Source organism: Kluyvera sp. (assembly GCF_047971185.1).
Lineage (GTDB): Bacteria > Pseudomonadota > Gammaproteobacteria > Enterobacterales > Enterobacteriaceae > Kluyvera.
The window spans coordinates 62,021-80,023 of the sequence record NZ_JBKDZH010000035.1; the positions used below are offsets into that span (position 1 = coordinate 62,021).

Genomic DNA, 18,003 nt, shown 5'->3' on the forward strand with positions numbered 1-18,003 from the left:
GAGTGATGATGAGAAAATATGCGGTCTCTGCGGCGCTGGTTGCGCTCTCCATCAGCGCGACAAACGCGCTGGCCACCTGCACGCTGCAAAACGGCGGAAAAGCCGGCAGCGTGTCCGTCTCCTTTAGCGCTGAGACGTTCGATCCGGGCGTCAGCGCCGGCACCCAGAAACAGACGGTGGCGATAAGTAACGGAACGATGGCATCGGCGATGGGTATTAACTCTTCGCTGCGTATCGCCACCTGCACCGCGGGGGAAAGCTTTATGATGACGGACAGTTCCTATGCGCTGAAGGCCGGATATTCGCCGGGAAATACCGGTTATATTGAGACCGGTATTCCCAATCTCTATATGTATATTGTCTATACCCCCGGTACAGCGACGGGTATTAAATATCCGACAACCGCGGGTGGCGATTACACTCGTGCAGTAAGCACGATTAATAGCGGCTCCGGACGCTGGATGGATATTGGCAACGCCACCGTCTATTTGTATCAGGCGGGAAGAATTTCGCAGGGCGGCGTTGTACCGGCGGGAATATTAACCCGCTGGCGTACCTCCGATGGCGTGAATATGGTTGATATCATGCTTAACAGCTTTACCGTCAACGTCAAAAGCTGCCAGTTAATCAATAGCACGCCGTCAGTGTCCTTAGGGGAGGTGCACGTTTCGCATTTTAATGGTGTCGGCAGCAACGCAGGCAGCACGGGCTTCACGCTGGGGATGGACTGTGACTCCAGTATTAAGCCGACGATTACCTTTACCGGGGTATCGACGAGCACCGGCACCGTTTTGCCGCTCAACAACCCTGATGCCACCACCACCGCCAGAGGGGTTGGCCTGGAATTACTCTACGGGCAGAATAAAGTGACGCTGGGCGAGGCGCTGTCGCTAGGCACCACCACCAGCGGCATCAACAACTACGCCTTTACGGCCCGCTACGTGCAAACAGAAAGCAGCATCCAGGCCGGGGAAGCGAACGCTACGGCGAACTTTACGATTAACTATGAGTGATTATGCTGAGAAAAAATCATGGGTTAAGTACCGTTTTGAGCTTTTCTCATGACAATCTTTTGCCGTCTTTTTCGTTAGCCGATAATCATTGCGACCAGAATGAGCGTTAACATCACGTTCATGATAATCAGCGTGTACAGGATCCAGGAGGAAAGCGTCACGCCCGACAGTATTCTTTGCTCAGATGATGAGGCGATGTCGCTCGCCGCTTCATGATTGAACAAATCGACCGGCAATACCGCAACGTTAGGGCAAAGCTGAAACCCTTTACGTGGAACGGTAATAATCAATTCTCGCTCAATGCCGGCTTTTTTCAGGCGATGGCGCAACTGATAAATATGTTGATGGATAGTATTATTACTCATCCATTTTCCGCGCTCACCCCATATCTGGTTGCTGAGATAAGGATAACAACATATTTCTCCCTGCTTACTAATCAGTAATTTTAGACAGTGACTGGCGGGTTTGCTCAGCGCCACTTTACTGGAAAAACAAGGAGACGATGAAAGCTGGCCGCAAACGGGGTCAAAATAAATGTGATTATTGAGTAAGTATAATCCTTTCATATTAATACCTTATAATTATTTTAAGTAGTAAGTTATGAAATTATATACAGTCAGAAAGTTTTAACTGGCCTATTTTAAAAAGTTTACGTTCCCTTATGTTTTATACAGAAGCCGGGAATAGGGCGGTTAATATAATTGGCACAGTGGGTAATGATTATTTGTGATGGCTAATGCGTGGTGCTGAACTTATATGTTTTAAAGATGAAAACCCCTCACCCTGAAAAGGATGAGGGGCTGCCACGGCTATTTTTCACGCTTTAGCGTGGGCCGTTACTTCACGTTCAGCGAATAGACAGCAGGCACCGCCCCCGCCGATTTCACCAGCTCAAGGGTGATTTTTGACACCGTACGCGGTGCTTCCAGCGTGTGCTGGCACACCGAGTGACGGTTGTCGCTCACTTCGGCAATCAGCGTATCGTCGGCCCACAGGCGGTAGTGGGTGGTGCAGTGCGGCGTGACCGATTCCGCGTGGCCCATCTGCACGGTTTCCATTGCGTTATCAAAGTCGTTGTCCAGCAGCAGCGTCAGCGACTTGATGGTCTGCGGCGCTTCCCACTGCCAGGTCAGGCGCGGCGCAGCGTCATCCAGCGCGGGCGCCCAGCCGTTAATCTGCTGTTCCGGGCGCAGGCGGCCGTTCAGTAAATTCTGCACGTCATAGCAGCGCAGCGGCGTGGCGAACTGAATCGCTGGCATAATCTGGTGCGGGCGGCGGCGCGGCACCCAGAAATCAAACGCTTCCACGCCGTAATCACCGTCGACCACCTGGCGCGGGTGCTTGGCCACGCGGGCGTTCTGGCTATTAAACACCGTCATGATCCCCGGTAAGGCGATATCGCTCAGCGCCATCTCCACCTCGCTGTTGCGCTCGAAGGCGATAAACAGATAGCGGTCGGCATCGCTCTGCCAGCCAAATTCCACAAGATATTCCCCGGCTTCCTGCACTGTTAACGTCCGCTCGTCGAGCAGCGTGTCGGCGCAGTAGTTGGCGGCTTTCTGGCTGCTTAACAGGCTGATGTGCACCGGCTGTGCGCTGGCGGCGCGCAGGGTAAAGCGCAGGGCGGGCAGCGATTCGCCCGCTTTCACCGGCAGCAGCAGCGCCATGCGATCGTCCAGCGCCATCCAGCGGCCGCTGGCGGGGAGGGCGGTCAGCGCCAGTTCGCTGCTGGCGGTGACCCGCGCGCCGCGCGCCGGGTCGCGCAGCTGCTGGCGTGGAATGTAGCAGCCGGTTTGCTGGAGATGCTGCTGCAGCTTGTCGATGTGTTTGGCCTCCGCCAGCTGCGGCGCGCTGAGCTGATGCTGCTGGCACAGGGCGGCCGCGCGGCCCACTACTTCACCCAGCAGGCCGCAGGTGCACATCACGCGGGCGCTGCCGAAGGCGACGTGCGAGGCGGAAATCAGACGCCCGGTCAGGAACAGGTTGTCCAGCGAGCGGCTGTAGAGGCTGCGATATGGAATGGTGTAGGTGCCTTTGCTGTGGAACTGACGGCAGCCGTCGTGCTGGCTGTAGACGCCGTCCGCCGGATGCAGGTCGATAGACCAGCCGCCGTAGCCCACTGCGTCGTAGTGGTCGCGCTGCTCGATGATATCCTGCTGGCACAGCAGATGGTCGCCGATAAAGCGGCGGCTCTCGCGCTTGCCGGGAATGGAGCCGACCCACTCGATGGTCAGGTTCTCGGCCTCCGGGAATTCGCCGGAGTTTTTAATGTAGTTCCACACCCCCCAGACGATTTTCCACAGCTCCCATTTGATCTGCTCGCTGTCGTGGATGGTGTCGAGGCGGCCGCCCCATTCCAGCCACCACAGATCGCAGCCGTTGAGCGTCGAGGTCAGGCGCTTGTAGCGCGGGATAGCTTCAATATCCTGCAACGCAAAAGAGGGCGGCACAAACTTCACCGGCCCGTCGCTTTTGCGGGTATAGAAATAGATCGAGTGGCCGAGCTTGTGGCCGAAGTTATCGCCGGGGGCCATTTTTTCGCCCAGCTCTTCCGCGTCTTCCGCGCCGACGCGGTACTCTGCGCCCGCCAGATGGCCCAGCACGCCGTCGCCGGTAGCGTCGCAGAACTGCGTGGCCTGAATGTGATAGAAGGTTTCATTGACGGCGTTAAAGCCGGTGGCTTCGGTAATGCGCTGACCTTCACGCTCAACGGCGTAAATAGCGGTGTTCAGCAGCAGGGTGAGGTTCTTTTCGCGCTGCGCTAAATCCAGCAGCAGCAGGTCGAACATCATCGGGTTGCCTTCTTTATTGCGCCACAGGTTCTCTTCGAGAATCTCGCCCATAATGCCGCCTTCGCGCGACCAGCGGTTATTGTTACCCATGTGCGACGTTGCGCCGTTGGCCCACAGGCGCACTTCGCTGGAGGCATTGCCGCCGAGCACCGGGCGGTCCTGCACCAGCACCACCTGCAAACCGTCGCGGGCGGCGGCGAGCGCGGCGCAAAGACCCGCCAGGCCGCCGCCGGCGACTAATAGATCGGTACGCAGAGTCTGGTGGGGAAAATCACGTTCATGGGTTTGCTGGAAAATTTGCATAAATTGTAATTCCTGCCTTTCTGGCGATAAAATAACAGTCTTTAAAAAAATGGGGTCCTGCTATGTCGTCTCAGCCTAATCAAAGCCTTATCGACGGTATTCGCTGCCTGCAATATCTGGTCTCCAGCGATCGGGCTATCGGTTGTCGCGAACTGGCGCGCCTGATGGGCATTAACCCCACCCGCGTCAACCGCCTGCTAATGACCATGGCGGCCATCGGCCTGACCACCCAGGACGAACAGCGCCGCTACCTGCCTGGGCCCGGTATTCACGCGCTAGCCGCGCAGGCGATCCGCGGTTCAACGCTGTTCTCAAAAGCCCTCCCGTTGCTGGAAACCTACGCCCCGAAAGATATCGTGGTGGCGATGGGCGTCCTGTGGGAGGACCAGGTGATCTACATCTTCCACTCCCGCCCCGGCAGCCATATCAGCCAGGCGCTGGCGGGTTTCCACATGATGCCGGCCTGTCAGTCGGTCATCGGTATTGCGCTGCTCGCCGCCGAAGAGGACGAGGTGCTGGCCCAACGTTTCAGCGCGGAAGAGGTTGCGCGCATTGCGCCGTACCTTCAGCAGCAGCGTCAGCTGGGCCACGTGGTCTGGCCGCATGAGGACGGTGAACTTTCCCTCGCTCAGCCGATTCAGTTCGGCTCGCACAAGGCCGCGCTGGCTTTTGCCGGGATGTATGACCCCACCCCGGAACAGACCGCCGCGCGGCTGGCTGAGCTGATTACGCTTTGCGACCGACTGACGGCGTAGCGTTGTCGCCGTCGAGGTCAATTTTGCCGACCACGAACAGATAAGAGCAGATCCCCAGACAGGCCAGCACGGCGATAAAACCGAGCGCCGGGGCGAAGTTGTGGCCGTCGATCAGCGCGCCGATGGCAATCGGCACCACGATGGAGGAGAGCGCGCCGGTAAAGTTGAACACGCCGCCCGCCAGGCCAATCAGATGGCGCGGCGCCAGCGCGGTCACAAACACCCAGGTAATCGTTGCCAGGCCGTTGCCGAAGAAGGCGATCGACATAAACAGGATGATCAGCGTCGGGTCATCGGTGTAGTTGGCGCCAAGGATAAACAGCGTCAGCGCCATGCCGAGGATCACCGGCGCTTTACGGGCAAAGCTGGCAGACACACCGCGACGAATCAGGCGGTCCGACACAAAGCCCGCCAGCAGCACGCCAACGAAGGCGGCGAGGTATGGGACCGAGGCAACGTAGCCGGACTTAATAAAGTCCATATGGCGATACTGCACCAGATAGGTCGGGAACCAGGTCAGGAAGAACCAGAAGGTGGCCGAGATGGTGAACTGGCCGAAGTAGATGCCAATCAGCTTACGGCTTTTGAACATCAGCCCCAGATCCTGCCAGTTGAACGGGCGCCTGGCGGCGCTCTCGCGGCTCTCCATCACCGCGCCGCCTTCACGCAGGTGATCCAGTTCGGCTTTAGATACTGATTTATGATCCAGCGGATCGCGATACACGCAGTACCACAGCACGCCCCAAATCATCCCCACCACGCCGGTAATTAAGAACAGCCCGCGCCAGCCGAAGAGATCCTGTACGTGGAACAGCACCGGCGTCATCAGCGCCATGCCGACAAACTGGGCGGAAGAGTAAATACCGATCGCCGTGGCGCGCTCCTGTTCCGGGAACCAGCTGGAGATTACGCGGTTGTTCGACGGCATGACCGGCGCTTCAAATGCGCCGACGCCCAGGCGCAGGCCCACCAGCGCGCCAAAACTGCTGGCGATGGCGTGCAGCGCGGTAATTAGCGACCAGATAAACAGCCCCACGCCGTACACCAGACGGGAACCGAGACGGTCAATCAGGAAGCCGCCGGGGATCTGCAGCGCGGCGTAGATCCAGCCGAATGCCGAGAAAATCAGCCCCATTTGTAGCGGGGTAAACTGCAGTTCGCCGGACATCTGCGTGGCGGCGACCGAGAGGTTAGTTCGGTCCATGTAGTTGATAATAATATTAATAAACACCAGGCCTAGCACAAAGAAGCGTACCCGTCCGGTCGAGCGGGCGGTAGATCCTGTTATCGGTTGTTCTGACATAGAGGTGTTCTCATCATTTTAAGGTTTTAAAAGGTACGAGGCGTCATATCATTGTTGTTAGTGTTTCTTTTATAGAAACAGTTGATGAGATGCAAAGTGGGATGTAAAGAAGTGTGATCTCCCTTGGATTTGTGCAGAAATAAAACCGGTTTCTGGTGTTGGGACGGAGTACGCCCCCTCACCCTAACCCTCTCCCCAAAGGGGCGAGGGGACTGTACGGTGCGGTGGGTGGGATTAATGCAGGTTTTTGCCCTCTCCTGAAAGGGGAGGGGGACTGTACGGTAGAGTTGGTGGGCTTAATGCAGGGTTTTCTCCCTCTCCCTTTCAGGGAGAGGGCCGGGGTGAGGGTTCAGCGCGCACGGCCTCCGCACTGGCGGAAGCCGTAACGGTTAAATAAACTCGGCCGCGCGGAATTTCGCCAGCACATCCTGTTTCTGCTCCGCCGTCATGGGCCGCAGTGGACGGCGCGGGTCACCCACGTCAATGCCGTGCAGCTGCATGGCCAGCTTCCCGGCTGCCACGCCGCCGTACTGCACCAGTACGCGAATAATGGCGATCACTTTATCCATGCAGGCGGCAACATCGGCGTGATTGCCCTGATTAAAGCTGTCGATCAGGCGATGATACAGCGGCGCTGCATAGTTATAGGTGCTGCCAACGGCGCCAATTGCCCCGCAGGCCAGCCCCGCCGGTAAAAATTCATCCACGCCGAACGGAATATCAAACCGGCCGTTATTGACCCGCAGGCAGCGCTGGAACTCGTACATGTCGCTGGAGTTAAACTTCATGCCGGACAGGTTCGGAATTTTATCCGCCGCAGCAATCAGGAACTGTTCCATATCAAGGCTCAGCCCGGACATGCCCGAGTGATAGTAGTAGAAACCTTTCGATGGCGCGGCGGCGGCGTTAAGTCGGCAGTACTCCACCAAATCGTCGACGCTGGAAGGTTTGAAGAAACATGGGCCAATGACTGAGGTGGCGAAAATATCTAACGTCTCGGCGTGGCGGCTTAGCTCAAGCGAGTCGGCGATGCTCAGCGCTCCGGTGTGTAGCGTAATGCTGAGCTTACCGTGGCTAGCGGCGACCCAGCGCTCGGCCACCTTTTTACGCTCCGCGACGGAACAGTGGATACCCTCGCCGGTGGTGCCCAGCACGTACACGCCCTTCACGCCCTGGCCAATAAGATGCTCGGCAATCTGGTCAATGACCGGATAGTTAATTTCACCATGGGCGTCGAAAGGGGTATGCGGTGCGGCGATAAGACCTGTTAGCTTTTCCATGTAAACCTCAGTTGGTGTTTTGCTTCTTAAATAAAAGTTAAATGAAGCATGACTCCAATTTGAGGTTAAAGGATACCCACCATGAAAAGCGAGAGTATCAGAGTGTGATCGATAGCACTAAATCAGGTCTGACGAGGAACCGCCAGCGCATCCATAGTGCGCAGTTTATTGGCTTTCGCCCGCTCCGGATCTTTTTGCACCAGCAGGGTGTAGATCAGATCCAGCACGAACAGCTGCGCCGTTTTGGTACCAATGGAGTCGCCCTGAAGCCGCCCCTGTCGATTGCCGTTAATCAGCGTGAAATCAGCCACTTTGCTAAGCGGCGAGCCGAGGTTGTGGGTTAACGCGACCGTCGTCGCGCCCGCTTCTTTCGCCAGATGCAGCGCGTGCGTGGTTTCCGGCGAATGGCCCGAGTGGCTGATGCCGACGGCGACATCACCCGGCTTGAGCAGAGAAGCCTGCATGTACATGAAGTGGTTGTTGGTCAGCGCATCCACGCGCATGCCGATACGCATCAGCTTGTGCTTCATGTCTTCAGCGGTGACGCCGGACGCGCCGACGCCAAAAATATAGGCGCTGTTGCAGGCGTGCAGCGCATCGACTACCTGTTCAACCTGTTGCATATCCAGCAGGTTAAGCGTTTCGGAAAGCACGTTGGCGATGACCCCCTGGAGCTTCAGGCCGATGGTGTGGGCATCATCGTTTTCCACCACCTCGGCGTCCAGCAGCGTACTGCTGTCATCGCTATCGACCATCGCCAGCTCAATAGCCAGCTCCATTTTAAAATTCTGAAAGCCCTTATAGCCAAGCAGGCGGCAGAAGCGGATCACCGAGGCTTCACCGGCGTTGATCTCCTGTGACAGATCGGCGATGGAAAGCTGCGTCACCTTATGCGGGGAAGTCATGATGTAGTGGGCAATACGCTGCCCGACGCGGGTCAGACTGCTCTGCATTGCCCCCAGAGTATCAAGTATTTTTCCGGCTTTGACCGGTGAGTTCGGACTCTCCATTGCTTCCTGCTCTTCACGCTGACTGTGGGGAGTAATGATGGGGCAGCGTCTGCGGCCAGGCAAGAAAATCGGTGTAAAAACCGTGTAATAGCTGCCATTTTGCGCGCGGCAGCGCTGCTGATGGCCATCTGCTGTGACGCAGATCGATTTTTTTACCTCCCTGACGCTGACCGCTATGACACCGTTCACACATTTCACCACGTCCTCTTGTGGTGTTTTGCTTCTTGTAAAATTATTAAATGGAGTTTTACTTCATTTGGGCGTGTCGCATGCACGCTTCAGGCACGTAGGTATAGGAATTTGCTCATCACAGGAGAGCAACATGAGTGGAATAACAAAGGCCATTCCATGGTACAAACACCTTAATAAATCCCAGTGGCGGGCTTTTTCTGCCGCATGGCTTGGCTATTTGCTTGATGGTTTTGATTTTGTCTTAATTGCCCTGGTATTAACCGAAGTACAGAGCGAGTTTCAGCTCACTACCGTTCAGGCGGCGAGTATTATTTCCGCCGCGTTTATCTCTCGCTGGTTCGGCGGCCTGCTGCTGGGGGCGATGGGCGACCGCTATGGTCGTCGCCTGTCGATGGTCACCAGCATCATTCATTTCTCCGTCGGGACGCGGGCCTGCGGCCTGGCGCCGGGCTATACCTCGATGTTTATCGCCCGCATGGTGATCGGTATGGGGATGGCGGGGGAGTATGGCTCCAGCGCCACCTATGTCATTGAAAGCTGGCCAAAACACCTCCGTAATAAAGCCAGCGGCTTTCTGATTTCCGGCTTCTCGGTCGGGGCGGTCGTCGCCGCGCAGGCCTACAGCTTTATCGTTCCGGTCTGGGGCTGGCGCGCGCTGTTTTTCATCGGTATTTTGCCGATCATTTTCGCGCTGTGGCTGCGCAAAAATATCCCGGAAACGGAAGACTGGAAGGAGCGTCAGGCCAACAAAACGCCGGTGCGCACGATGGTCGACATTCTTTATCGCGGCAAGCAGCGGGTGCTGAATATTGCGATGAGCGGCATCGCCGTGGCGGCGCTGTGGTTCTGCTTCGCGGGCAACCTGCATAACCCGGCGATTATCCTGCTGTTAGCGCTGGTGTGTACGGTGATTTTTGTCAGCTTCATGGTGCAGAGCAGCGGCAAACGCTGGCCAACCGGCGTGATGCTGATGGTCGTGGTGCTGTTTGCTTTCCTCTATTCCTGGCCGATTCAGGCGCTGCTGCCGACCTACCTGAAAAGCGAGCTGGGATACAACCCGGCGACCGTGGCGCAGGTGCTGTTCTTTAGCGGCTTTGGCGCGGCGGTGGGCTGCATCGTCGGCGGTTTTCTCGGCGACTGGCTGGGGACGCGTAAAGCCTACGTCTGTAGCCTGCTGGCCTCGCAGGTTCTGATTATCCCCGTTTTCGCCATCGGTGGTTCCAGCATCTGGGGGCTGGGGATCCTGCTGTTCTTCCAGCAGATGCTGGGTCAGGGGATTGCTGGCATTCTGCCGAAGCTGATCGGCGGCTATTTCGATACCGACCAGCGCGCGGCGGGCCTCGGATTTACCTACAACGTCGGGGCGCTGGGCGGCGCGGCGGCACCGGTGATTGGCGCGCTGGTGGCCCAGCATCTCAGCCTGGGTTCGGCGCTCGGTTCGCTCTCCTTTGGTTTAACGTTCGTGGTGATTTTGCTGATTGGCCTGGACATGCCCTCTCGCGTTCAGCGCTGGATCCGTCCGGAAGCACTGCGCACACATGACGCTATCGACGGTAAACCCTTTAGCGGCGCGCTGACGCGCCAGGCAGAAAAATCCGTTCCCGTTTGCGGTAAGCATTAATTACAGGCGCCCGGACGCGCCGGGCGCGTATTGAAGTTAAGGATGTACTTATGTCGTTGTTAGAGAATCTGGATGCAAGCATTAAACAGCAGGGCGGGCTGATCGTCTCCTGCCAGCCGGTCCCCGAAAGCCCGTTAGATAAGCCGGAAATCGTCGCGGCGATGGCGCTGGCGTCGGTCCAGGCGGGCGCGGTGGCGGTTCGCATTGAGGGAATCGAAAACCTGAAGGCCGCGCGTCCGCTGATTAGCGTGCCGATTATCGGCATCGTGAAACGCGATTTATCGGATTCCCCGGTACGTATTACCCCTTACCTTGACGATGTGGACGCGCTGGCGCAGGCCGGGGCCGATATCATTGCTTTTGACGGCACTGACCGCGAACGTCCGACGGCGGTCGCGGAAATTATCGCCAGGATTCATCATCATCAGCGCCTGGCGATGGCCGACTGTTCCTCGCAGCAGGACGCCGCTGACTGTCACCGGCTTGGCGCGGATATTATCGGCACCACGCTCTCCGGTTATACCACCGACGTGGTGCCGCAGGCCCCGGACCTTCCGCTGGTAGCGGCGCTAAGCGCCAAAGGCTACCGCGTGATTGCTGAAGGCCGCTATAACTCACCAGCGCTCGCCGCGCAGGCCATGCGGCACGGAGCCTGGTCGGTGACCGTTGGCTCCGCCATTACCCGGCTTGAGCATATTTGCCAGTGGTACCGTGATGCGATCGCCGAGGAAGCGGTATGAGTACGCTGGCGATAGATATCGGTGGCACCAAGCTTGCCGCCGCGCTGATTGATGTGCAGCGGCAGGTGACGGCGCGTCGGGAGCTGCCGACGCCCGGCAGCCGCACGCCGGCGGCGCTGCGTGAAGCACTCGGCTTGCTGATTGCGCCGTTTGCCGGGCAAGCGCAGCGCGTGGCGGTGGCCTCAACCGGCATTATTCGTCATGGCATCCTCACCGCCCTTAACCCGGATAACCTCGGCGGACTGGCGCAGTTCCCGCTGGTGGATACGCTCACGCAGCTTAGCGGGCTGCCGTGTGTGGCGATAAACGACGCGCAGGCTGCGGCGTGGGCGGAGTATTGCGCGCTGCCGGGGGCGATTCGCGACATGGCGTTTATCACGGTGTCGACCGGCGTCGGCGGCGGCATTATCAGTAACGGTCAGCTGCTCTCCGGCCGGGAGGGGCTGGCGGGGCATATCGGGCATACGCTGGCCGACCCGCTTGGGCCGCCGTGCGGCTGCGGTCGCCGGGGCTGCGTCGAGGCCATCGCATCGGGCCGCGCTCTTGCCGCTCAGGCCGTAGGCGATCTGCGCGGACTGGATGCGAAAACGATCTACGCGCATTCTCTACAGGGGCACCCGCAGGCCAGGCGTCTGATTGAACAGTCGGCCCGCGCCGTGGCGCGGCTGATTGCGGACCTGAAAGCCAGCAGCGACTGTGAATGTGTCGTGCTTGGCGGCAGTGTAGGGTTGGCCGAAAGTTATTTATCGCAGGTTTGCGCGTTTCTGGCGCAAGAGCCCGCGCCGTTTCATACCCCCGTTATTGCCGCCCATTACCAGCACGACGCGGGTTTGCTCGGCGCGGCGTTATGGGCAGAGGAGTATCAATCATGATTATCGGCGATAGCCGCAACCCTGAATGCGCAGGTTTGCCTCCCGCGCTGCTGGCGGCGATAACGCTGGCTTTACAGGCTGAACCCGCGCGCTGTGAACCGGGCTGTCATGTTTTACAGGGCGATGACATCTTTATGAATGTAATGCAGTTTATGACGCAACCCGCGTCAGTAAAGCGGGCCGAGCTGCATGCGGACTATATTGATGTCCAGATCCTGCTGGCGGGTGAGGAGCGTATTGATTTTGGGCTGAGTGACAGCGCCCGGCAGTGCGATGAATGGCACCGTGAGGATGATTATCAGCTGTGTGATGACATTGCCGATCGACAGTCCATTACGCTGCGCCCGGGAATGTTCGCGGTATTTTTCCCCGGCGAACCGCATAAGCCAGGCGTTCAGGTGAATTCGCCCGTTGAGATAAAAAAAGCGGTGGTGAAAGTGCAGCGAAAGCTGCTTGAGAGGTAGGCTTTTGAGCTACCCCGGGGTCGGCTAGCGCCTCGCCCGGGCTACATGAACGGTAGCCCGGCCAGGCGAAGCGCCGCCGGGGTGGTTCGGTCAACTGGCCGGGTTTACTTCCAGCTCGGGCTCTGGCGAACGCAGCAGCGCCCACAGGATAATCGCGCCGATGACGTCAAACGCCGCCAGCACCGCAAACAGTGGGCTGAAGCCTAAGGTGTCGGCCAGCGCGCCAACCACCAGCGCGAACAGCGTGCTGGCGGTCCACGCCGCCATGCCGGTAAAGCCGTTGGCGGTGGCGACTTCGCCTGCATCGAACATATCGGAAGAGAGGGTAATCAGCGCGCCGGACAGCGACTGGTGAGCAAAACCGCCGACGCACAGCAGCGCAATGGCGACGAACGGGCTGCTGAACAGGCCGACCATGCCCGGCAGAATCATCAGCGCCGCGCCCATGGTGACCACCAGCTTGCGCGACACCACAATATTGACGCCAAAGGTACGCTGGAAGATCCCCGGCAGATAGCCGCCGATGACGCAGCCCATATCGGCGAACAGCATCGGGATCCACGCGAACATGGCGATATCCTTCAGGTTAAAGCCGTAGGTGTGCACCATAAACAGTGGGATCCACGCGTTGAAGGTCCCCCATGCCGGTTCCGCGAGGAAGCGCGGCAGGGCGATGCCCCAGAATTTACGCTGTCGCAGCAGCTGGCCGATGTGCACTTTATCGACGGTTGTTTTCTCCGGCTGCCCTTCCGTAATGTAGTTGTACTCTTCTTTGCTCAGGCTTTTACACTGGCCAGGACGGTTATACACCAGGTACCAGCCCAGCGCCCAGACGATACTGGCAATCCCGACGATAACGAACGCCAGACGCCAGCTGTGAATGTAAATCGCCCATGCCACCATCGGCGGCGCAATGATCGCGCCCATTGAGGAGCCGACGTTGAAGTAGCCTACGGCGACGGAGCGCTCGCGATCCGGGAACCATTCGGTGACCGATTTCAGCCCGGCGGGAATCATCGCGCTCTCGGCGAAGCCGCCTAAACCGCGAAACAGCGCCAGCCCCTGCCAGCTATTGGTGAACGCCGCGCCGATGCAGAAGATGCCCCACATCGCGCCGAACAGGGTGTAGCCCACTTTGGTGCCCAGCGTATCCAGCACATAGCCCGCGATCGGCTGGGCAATGGTGTAGCAGGCGGAGAAGGTTGCCACGATCCATGAGTATTGCTGAGTGGTAACGTGAAGATCGCTCTGTAGCGTCGGCGCGGCCGCCGAGATGGTGTTGCGGGTTAAATAGCATAAAATCGTGCCAAGCGTGACAAGAGCCACCATAAACCAGCGCGTATGACCAGTAGTGCGCATAAAACTTTCCTTTACTTCTTAGAATATGAGACGGCCTGCGGGGTAAACAGGCGCAACTGTGGTCATACAGAGAGAAGATAAAACGCCTGCCGTGCGGGAGCATCGGCGGCACACTACGGTCCTTTTATGAGATTTTGTGAATCCGTGTCACATTTTTTCTGAATACTAAACCTATGTTTCAGAAATTTTTGTGATCTAATTCAAAATTATCAGGATGGCATACCACTTAAGTGTATCGGGGTAAGTAATGGCGTAATGAGCCGTTAAGGAAGGTGTCATTGTGCCTGAATCAGGGCGCCATGAAGGGGGCGTCAAAAAGCCCGCGTTGTGGCGCGACCGCGGGCTGCTGACGCCACCGCATCATCGATGACATCATACGCCTGGCAGATCGATCGGCAAATCCGCATGGCGGGTGCTGCGTGCCAGCGCGGTGCGAATGGCGTTTTCGGCCAGTGGAATCATCACCTGATAGCCGTCGGCGTTCGGGTGCAGGCCGTCGTCGGCGTAAGCGGCAATCAGCTTGCCGGAAGCGTCCGTCATTGCCGAGGCGTAGTCCAGCCACACCAGCCCCTGGGCCGCGCACCAGCCTTTTAGCCAGCGGTTCAGCGCCACGATTCGCGCCTGCGGGCGCTGGGCGTAGAGGTCTGACGAATCGGGGTTGGCGTCATGGACCGGGAGCACGGACGAAATCACCACCTGAATCCCGTGCTGCGTGGCCAGCTCGGTCAGCGTCATGATGTTCTCTTCGATATCCAGATTGCTCACCGGCCCTGTATTACCCGCGATGTCGTTGGTGCCGGCGAGGAGCACCACCACCTGTGGTCGCAGATTGAGGACGTCCTGGCGAAAACGCACCAGCATCTGCGCGGTGGTCTGCCCGCCGATGCCGCGGTTGAGGTAGTTTTTCCCCGGAAAGCTCTGCGCCAGATCCCAGCCGTCGGTAATGGAGTCGCCAAAAAAGACCACCTGCGGGCTAACATTCTGCTGAAGCAGCGCTTCATTGTGCTGGCGATAGCGGGCGCGTTGGCCGTAGTCGTCGCTATACAACGCGGCCTGGCGGCTGCGGTAGTCATCAAGGGCGGGAAACCCGGTGCCGGGAATGAAGGCGGTAATCAGTGGCTGTGACACGATGTGCCTCTCCTTGCCGTAGTGAATGGAGAAACCACGTTAGCAAACGGCGTTTTTTTGCGCTATCACTTCCGTGCGCTTGTGGGGACCGGATCCAGACAGAAAAAATAGATTAGCGAATATGAAGGGAAATAAAGAAATAGCGCTACAGGGATGAGTTCTCATCTTTTTCTGGATTAACCGAAAGAATAAAAAATGAGTTATTTATTTCCTTGAGTCGAAGCGTTTTTTAACTGAAATAAGGCTTCGTTAATCATTTCCTCGGCTTTCTGACGGGCAAATTTGATAAGCGCGTCTTTACTGAAGGGCATCCCGCAGCCGTGACAGGTTAACGGATATGTATCTTCCGCATTCTTTATTTTTTCAATGTCAGTTATTTCAGTGATGACGGAACATTTGGGACACAAATATTGAATTGCAATCACAGGCATCGCTCCTTTATCTTTGTTATAAAGTAGTTCAGCCGTCGGAATCGTAAAAGTCTTCACGACGATTAAATAACCGGTCATTTTGTTTTGGTTGATGCAATGGTTAAAAAACAACCATTTCGTCGGGCCGGTCGCGCCACAGGAGAGGGATGAATGACAATGGAGAAGCCGTTCGTACAGCAAAATCAAATGGATTCCGGCAAGCTGGCCGACCTCCTCAACCATAACACCGACTGGGTGTGGGAAGTGGATACTCAGGGGCGCTACGTTTGGGTTTCTGAAGTGGTCATGCGGTTGCTTGGCTACACGTCTGAAGAGGTGCTGGGCCGTACGCCGTTTGATTTTATGGTGCCAGGAGAGGCCGCGCGGCTGGAGAGAACCTTCCGCGACGCGCTGGCGTCGCGTAAACCCTTCTCCGGCGTGATTAACCGTAACCTGCGGGCGGACGGCAGCGCGGTGATCCTGGAAACCAGCGGCATTCCGCTGTTCGATGAAAACGGCCAGTTGACCGGCTATCGCGGCACCGATCGGGATATCTCCCAGCTGGGCGAGCGGGTTTTGCAGCTGGAATCTATCTACCAGAATACGCCGCTGGCGCTGTGCGTGATTGACCGCCACGGCCAGCTCACGAAGGCGAATAAGGCGATGGGCGAGCTGCTTGGCCAGCCGGAAGAAAAGCTGGTGGGACAGTATCTTAAAACGCTGATGCCGGAATGGCACCTGCTGTTCCAGCAGGATTTCATTCTGCTCGATAGCGGCGAAGAAATTGCCAGCAAAGAACTGTTTCTCTACGGACGCTACTTTTACATTAAGCCCATGGCGGTGTACGACGCGGGCGGGAACGTGGCGGGCATCTCTTCGGCGTGGATGGATATCACCGACCGCAAACTGGCGGAGCAGCAGCTGGCCCGCGCTAACCAGACGCTGCTGCAGTACGCCGAGCGCGACCACCTCACCGGCCTGTTCAACCGACGCTATATGGATGAGCGTCTCAGCTATGAAATTACCCGCGCGCAGCGCGAGGGCACGTCGCTGTCGCTGTGCATGGCGGATCTCGACTTCTTTAAGCGCTACAACGACACCTACGGCCACCAGGCGGGCGACCGCGTGCTGCGCGCGGTCGCGGACGCGCTAAAGGGCGGCCTGCGCCCGGACGATAGCGTCAGCCGCTACGGCGGTGAAGAGTTTCTGGTGATGCTGCCAGACACCGATGCGGAAGGGGCGCTGGCGGTGGCCGAGCGCCTGCGGGAACGGGTGATGGAGCTGGCGATTGAGCACGAAACCAACCCCATCGGCGGCGTGCTGACCATCAGCCTGGGCGTCATGACCTGGGATTCCCCGCTGTCGGTGTGCAGTATACAAAGCACCGCGGATATCGCCGCCGAGCTCATCAGCAGCAGCGATGCGGCGCTGTACCGGGCGAAGCAGCAGGGGAGAAACCGTGTTGTCAGCGCTTGATTAGGCGCCGGCCCTGGCGCGTGCCGTCAGGGCGATGGCGGTGCTGGCGAGGGTAAACAGCGCCATAATCCACGCCATCGTCCACGGCGTACCGTCGCTGAGGGTCGCCAGCAACAGGGACGAAATAATTCCGCTGCCGTACTGCAATGCGCCGATCAGCGCAGACGCGGAACCGGCGACATTCGGCGCGGCGTCCAGCGCGGCGGCGGTAGAGGTGGCGGCAATAATCCCATTCATCGAAAACAGCACAAACACCGACACGACGATCAACAGCAGCCCGCCAATCTGCCAGCGTACGCCGGCCGCCAGCACGATAGCCGCCGCGCCGGCCACCAGCAGCGACGCTTTCAGTAGCGTCTCCAGCGGGTAGCGGTGGACGATGCGTCGATTCACCACGCTCATCAGCATCACGCCGACTACGTTCAGCGCGAACAACCAGCCGTAGTGCTGTGGGTCGACGCCGAAGTAGCTGATATAGACGAACGGTGAACCGGCGATAAAGGCGTAAGCGGCGACGTAGAAGCAGGTCAGACACAGGGTGTAGCGCATAAAGGCGATGTTGGTTAACAGCCTGCCGTAGTTTTTAAACACCCCGCCCAGCGACGCTTTCACCCGCTTTTCCTCCGGCAGGGTTTCCGGTAGCCAGAAGAGGGTGATAAACATCAGTACGCCAATCACCGCCAGCAGCCAGAAAATAGCGTGCCAGCTGGCAAAGACGATGATCTGCCCGCCGAGCAGCGGCCCGGCGATAGGGGCGATGGCCATCATCAGGATCAGCGTTGACAGCATCTGCGCGGCGCGGGTGCGGCTGAACAGGTCGCGGATCATTGCGCGCGCCAGCATTGGGCCGGTGCAGGCCCCCAGCGCCTGGAATACGCGCCAGAAAACGATCTGCTCGATATTGCCAGAAAGCGCGCAGCCGACCGAACCGATAATAAACAGCCCAATGCCGATAAACAGCGGCAGGCGACGGCCAAAGCGGTCGCTCAGCGGCCCCCAGATCAGCTGGGCAATGCAGAAGCCGACTAAAAATCCGGTAATCGTCAATTCGACGTTGCCGTGTAAATCCCGTGCCATCACCGGCATGGCGGGAAGGTAAATGTCGGTTGAGAGCGAGGTAAAAGCCATTAAGGCGCTGAGAATGACGACAAAAAGCAGGCCGTGGGTCTGGCTGCTGGCGGGCGTTGTCCGCGCCGGGGTACGAGTCATAGTTATCCGTTTGAGAGCGTTGAAGGCCGATAGGATATATTGATTTCATGAACGGATAATTAGGCAAAATAGTAAG

16 protein-coding genes are annotated in these 18,003 nt (G+C 58.0%); 7 read left to right on the forward strand and 9 right to left on the reverse strand.

Annotation, left to right across the window (positions count from 1 at the left end; translation table 11 throughout):
* Positions 1-5: 5 nt before the first annotated feature.
* The gene (locus tag ACK5JN_RS09915; protein WP_416870017.1) at positions 6-1,013 is read left to right on the forward strand and encodes a fimbrial protein; all 1,008 of its coding nucleotides are present in this window, start codon (positions 6-8) and stop codon (positions 1,011-1,013) included.
* Between the two features lie 74 nt (positions 1,014-1,087).
* On the opposite strand, the gene ACK5JN_RS09920 is transcribed toward ACK5JN_RS09915, so the two are convergent.
* Positions 1,088-1,579 carry a winged helix-turn-helix domain-containing protein gene (locus tag ACK5JN_RS09920; RefSeq protein WP_416870018.1) on the reverse strand — a complete coding sequence of 164 codons (492 nt, stop codon included), beginning with the start codon at positions 1,577-1,579 and terminating at the stop codon, positions 1,088-1,090.
* Positions 1,580-1,849: 270 nt separating this feature from the next.
* Complete coding sequence (locus ACK5JN_RS09925) at positions 1,850-4,108, reverse strand: FAD-dependent oxidoreductase (RefSeq protein ID WP_416870019.1); 2,259 nt, start codon at positions 4,106-4,108, stop codon at positions 1,850-1,852.
* A 62-nt stretch (positions 4,109-4,170) separates the two neighbouring features.
* On the opposite strand from ACK5JN_RS09925, the gene ACK5JN_RS09930 reads away from it, so the two are divergent.
* Positions 4,171-4,863: an IclR family transcriptional regulator gene (locus tag ACK5JN_RS09930; protein WP_416870020.1), complete on the forward strand. Its 693-nt coding sequence runs from the start codon at positions 4,171-4,173 to the stop codon at positions 4,861-4,863.
* Here the strand turns inward: ACK5JN_RS09930 and ACK5JN_RS09935 are convergent.
* The 3 genes from ACK5JN_RS09935 to ACK5JN_RS09945 all read right to left on the reverse strand — a co-directional run bounded on the left by ACK5JN_RS09935 (position 4,835) and on the right by ACK5JN_RS09945 (position 8,456).
* Positions 4,835-6,166, reverse strand: coding sequence for an MFS transporter (locus ACK5JN_RS09935; protein ID WP_416870021.1), 1,332 nt, complete (start codon positions 6,164-6,166; stop codon positions 4,835-4,837). The two genes, ACK5JN_RS09930 and ACK5JN_RS09935, sit on opposite strands and share 29 nt — an antisense overlap.
* 389 nt (positions 6,167-6,555) lie before the next feature.
* Positions 6,556-7,446, reverse strand: coding sequence for a dihydrodipicolinate synthase family protein (locus tag ACK5JN_RS09940; protein WP_416870022.1), 891 nt, complete (start codon positions 7,444-7,446; stop codon positions 6,556-6,558).
* A gap of 122 nt (positions 7,447-7,568) precedes the next feature.
* Entirely contained in the window at positions 7,569-8,456 is an 888-nt protein-coding gene (locus ACK5JN_RS09945; RefSeq protein WP_416870023.1) for a MurR/RpiR family transcriptional regulator, read from the reverse strand.
* Between the two features lie 322 nt (positions 8,457-8,778).
* Here ACK5JN_RS09945 and ACK5JN_RS09950 point away from each other — a divergent pair, with 322 nt between their 5' ends.
* The 4 genes from ACK5JN_RS09950 to nanQ are packed head-to-tail and all read left to right on the forward strand — an operon-like array spanning position 8,779 to position 12,345.
* Positions 8,779-10,269, forward strand: coding sequence for an MFS transporter (locus ACK5JN_RS09950; RefSeq protein ID WP_416870024.1), 1,491 nt, complete (start codon positions 8,779-8,781; stop codon positions 10,267-10,269).
* A 50-nt stretch (positions 10,270-10,319) separates the two neighbouring features.
* The gene (locus ACK5JN_RS09955; RefSeq protein ID WP_416870025.1) at positions 10,320-11,009 is read left to right on the forward strand and encodes an N-acetylmannosamine-6-phosphate 2-epimerase; all 690 of its coding nucleotides are present in this window, start codon (positions 10,320-10,322) and stop codon (positions 11,007-11,009) included.
* Positions 11,006-11,881, forward strand: coding sequence for an N-acetylmannosamine kinase (gene nanK, locus ACK5JN_RS09960; RefSeq protein ID WP_416870026.1), 876 nt, complete (start codon positions 11,006-11,008; stop codon positions 11,879-11,881). Before ACK5JN_RS09955 ends, nanK begins: the two co-directional genes overlap by 4 nt.
* Entirely contained in the window at positions 11,878-12,345 is a 468-nt protein-coding gene (nanQ, locus tag ACK5JN_RS09965) for an N-acetylneuraminate anomerase (RefSeq protein ID WP_416870027.1), read from the forward strand. The genes nanK and nanQ overlap by 4 nt, the downstream gene beginning before the upstream one ends.
* A gap of 90 nt (positions 12,346-12,435) precedes the next feature.
* Here nanQ and ACK5JN_RS09970 read toward each other — a convergent pair whose 3' ends face one another.
* The 3 genes from ACK5JN_RS09970 to ACK5JN_RS09980 form a co-directional block, all read right to left on the reverse strand.
* Positions 12,436-13,704: an MFS transporter gene (locus tag ACK5JN_RS09970; RefSeq protein ID WP_416870028.1), complete on the reverse strand. Its 1,269-nt coding sequence runs from the start codon at positions 13,702-13,704 to the stop codon at positions 12,436-12,438.
* A gap of 372 nt (positions 13,705-14,076) precedes the next feature.
* Complete coding sequence (locus tag ACK5JN_RS09975) at positions 14,077-14,832, reverse strand: SGNH/GDSL hydrolase family protein (RefSeq protein ID WP_416870029.1); 756 nt, start codon at positions 14,830-14,832, stop codon at positions 14,077-14,079.
* A 200-nt stretch (positions 14,833-15,032) separates the two neighbouring features.
* The gene (locus tag ACK5JN_RS09980; protein WP_416870094.1) at positions 15,033-15,257 is read right to left on the reverse strand and encodes an ECs_2282 family putative zinc-binding protein; all 225 of its coding nucleotides are present in this window, start codon (positions 15,255-15,257) and stop codon (positions 15,033-15,035) included.
* A 156-nt stretch (positions 15,258-15,413) separates the two neighbouring features.
* Between ACK5JN_RS09980 and ACK5JN_RS09985 the strand changes: the two genes are divergently transcribed.
* Positions 15,414-16,718 (forward strand): diguanylate cyclase, encoded by a 1,305-nt coding sequence (locus ACK5JN_RS09985; RefSeq protein WP_416870030.1) that lies wholly within the window; start codon positions 15,414-15,416, stop codon positions 16,716-16,718.
* On the opposite strand, the gene ACK5JN_RS09990 is transcribed toward ACK5JN_RS09985, so the two are convergent.
* The gene (locus tag ACK5JN_RS09990) at positions 16,719-17,927 is read right to left on the reverse strand and encodes a multidrug effflux MFS transporter (RefSeq protein ID WP_416870031.1); all 1,209 of its coding nucleotides are present in this window, start codon (positions 17,925-17,927) and stop codon (positions 16,719-16,721) included.
* Positions 17,928-18,003 lie beyond the last annotated feature (76 nt).

Excerpts from the sequence above, each read along its gene's own strand:
- ACK5JN_RS09915 (WP_416870017.1), top strand. The coding sequence starts at position 6 with ATGATGAGAAAATATGCGGTCTCTGCGGCGCTGGTTGCGCTCTCCATC.
- ACK5JN_RS09990 (WP_416870031.1), bottom strand. The coding sequence starts at position 17,927 with ATGACTCGTACCCCGGCGCGGACAACGCCCGCCAGCAGCCAGACCCAC.
- ACK5JN_RS09930 (WP_416870020.1), top strand. The coding sequence starts at position 4,171 with ATGTCGTCTCAGCCTAATCAAAGCCTTATCGACGGTATTCGCTGCCTG.
- ACK5JN_RS09970 (WP_416870028.1), bottom strand. The coding sequence starts at position 13,704 with ATGCGCACTACTGGTCATACGCGCTGGTTTATGGTGGCTCTTGTCACG.
- ACK5JN_RS09945 (WP_416870023.1), bottom strand. The coding sequence starts at position 8,456 with ATGGAGAGTCCGAACTCACCGGTCAAAGCCGGAAAAATACTTGATACT.
- nanK (WP_416870026.1), top strand. The coding sequence starts at position 11,006 with ATGAGTACGCTGGCGATAGATATCGGTGGCACCAAGCTTGCCGCCGCG.
- ACK5JN_RS09950 (WP_416870024.1), top strand. The coding sequence starts at position 8,779 with ATGAGTGGAATAACAAAGGCCATTCCATGGTACAAACACCTTAATAAA.
- ACK5JN_RS09985 (WP_416870030.1), top strand. The coding sequence starts at position 15,414 with ATGACAATGGAGAAGCCGTTCGTACAGCAAAATCAAATGGATTCCGGC.
- nanQ (WP_416870027.1), top strand. The coding sequence starts at position 11,878 with ATGATTATCGGCGATAGCCGCAACCCTGAATGCGCAGGTTTGCCTCCC.
- ACK5JN_RS09920 (WP_416870018.1), bottom strand. The coding sequence starts at position 1,579 with ATGAAAGGATTATACTTACTCAATAATCACATTTATTTTGACCCCGTT.
- ACK5JN_RS09955 (WP_416870025.1), top strand. The coding sequence starts at position 10,320 with ATGTCGTTGTTAGAGAATCTGGATGCAAGCATTAAACAGCAGGGCGGG.
- ACK5JN_RS09940 (WP_416870022.1), bottom strand. The coding sequence starts at position 7,446 with ATGGAAAAGCTAACAGGTCTTATCGCCGCACCGCATACCCCTTTCGAC.
- ACK5JN_RS09935 (WP_416870021.1), bottom strand. The coding sequence starts at position 6,166 with ATGTCAGAACAACCGATAACAGGATCTACCGCCCGCTCGACCGGACGG.
- ACK5JN_RS09925 (WP_416870019.1), bottom strand. The coding sequence starts at position 4,108 with ATGCAAATTTTCCAGCAAACCCATGAACGTGATTTTCCCCACCAGACT.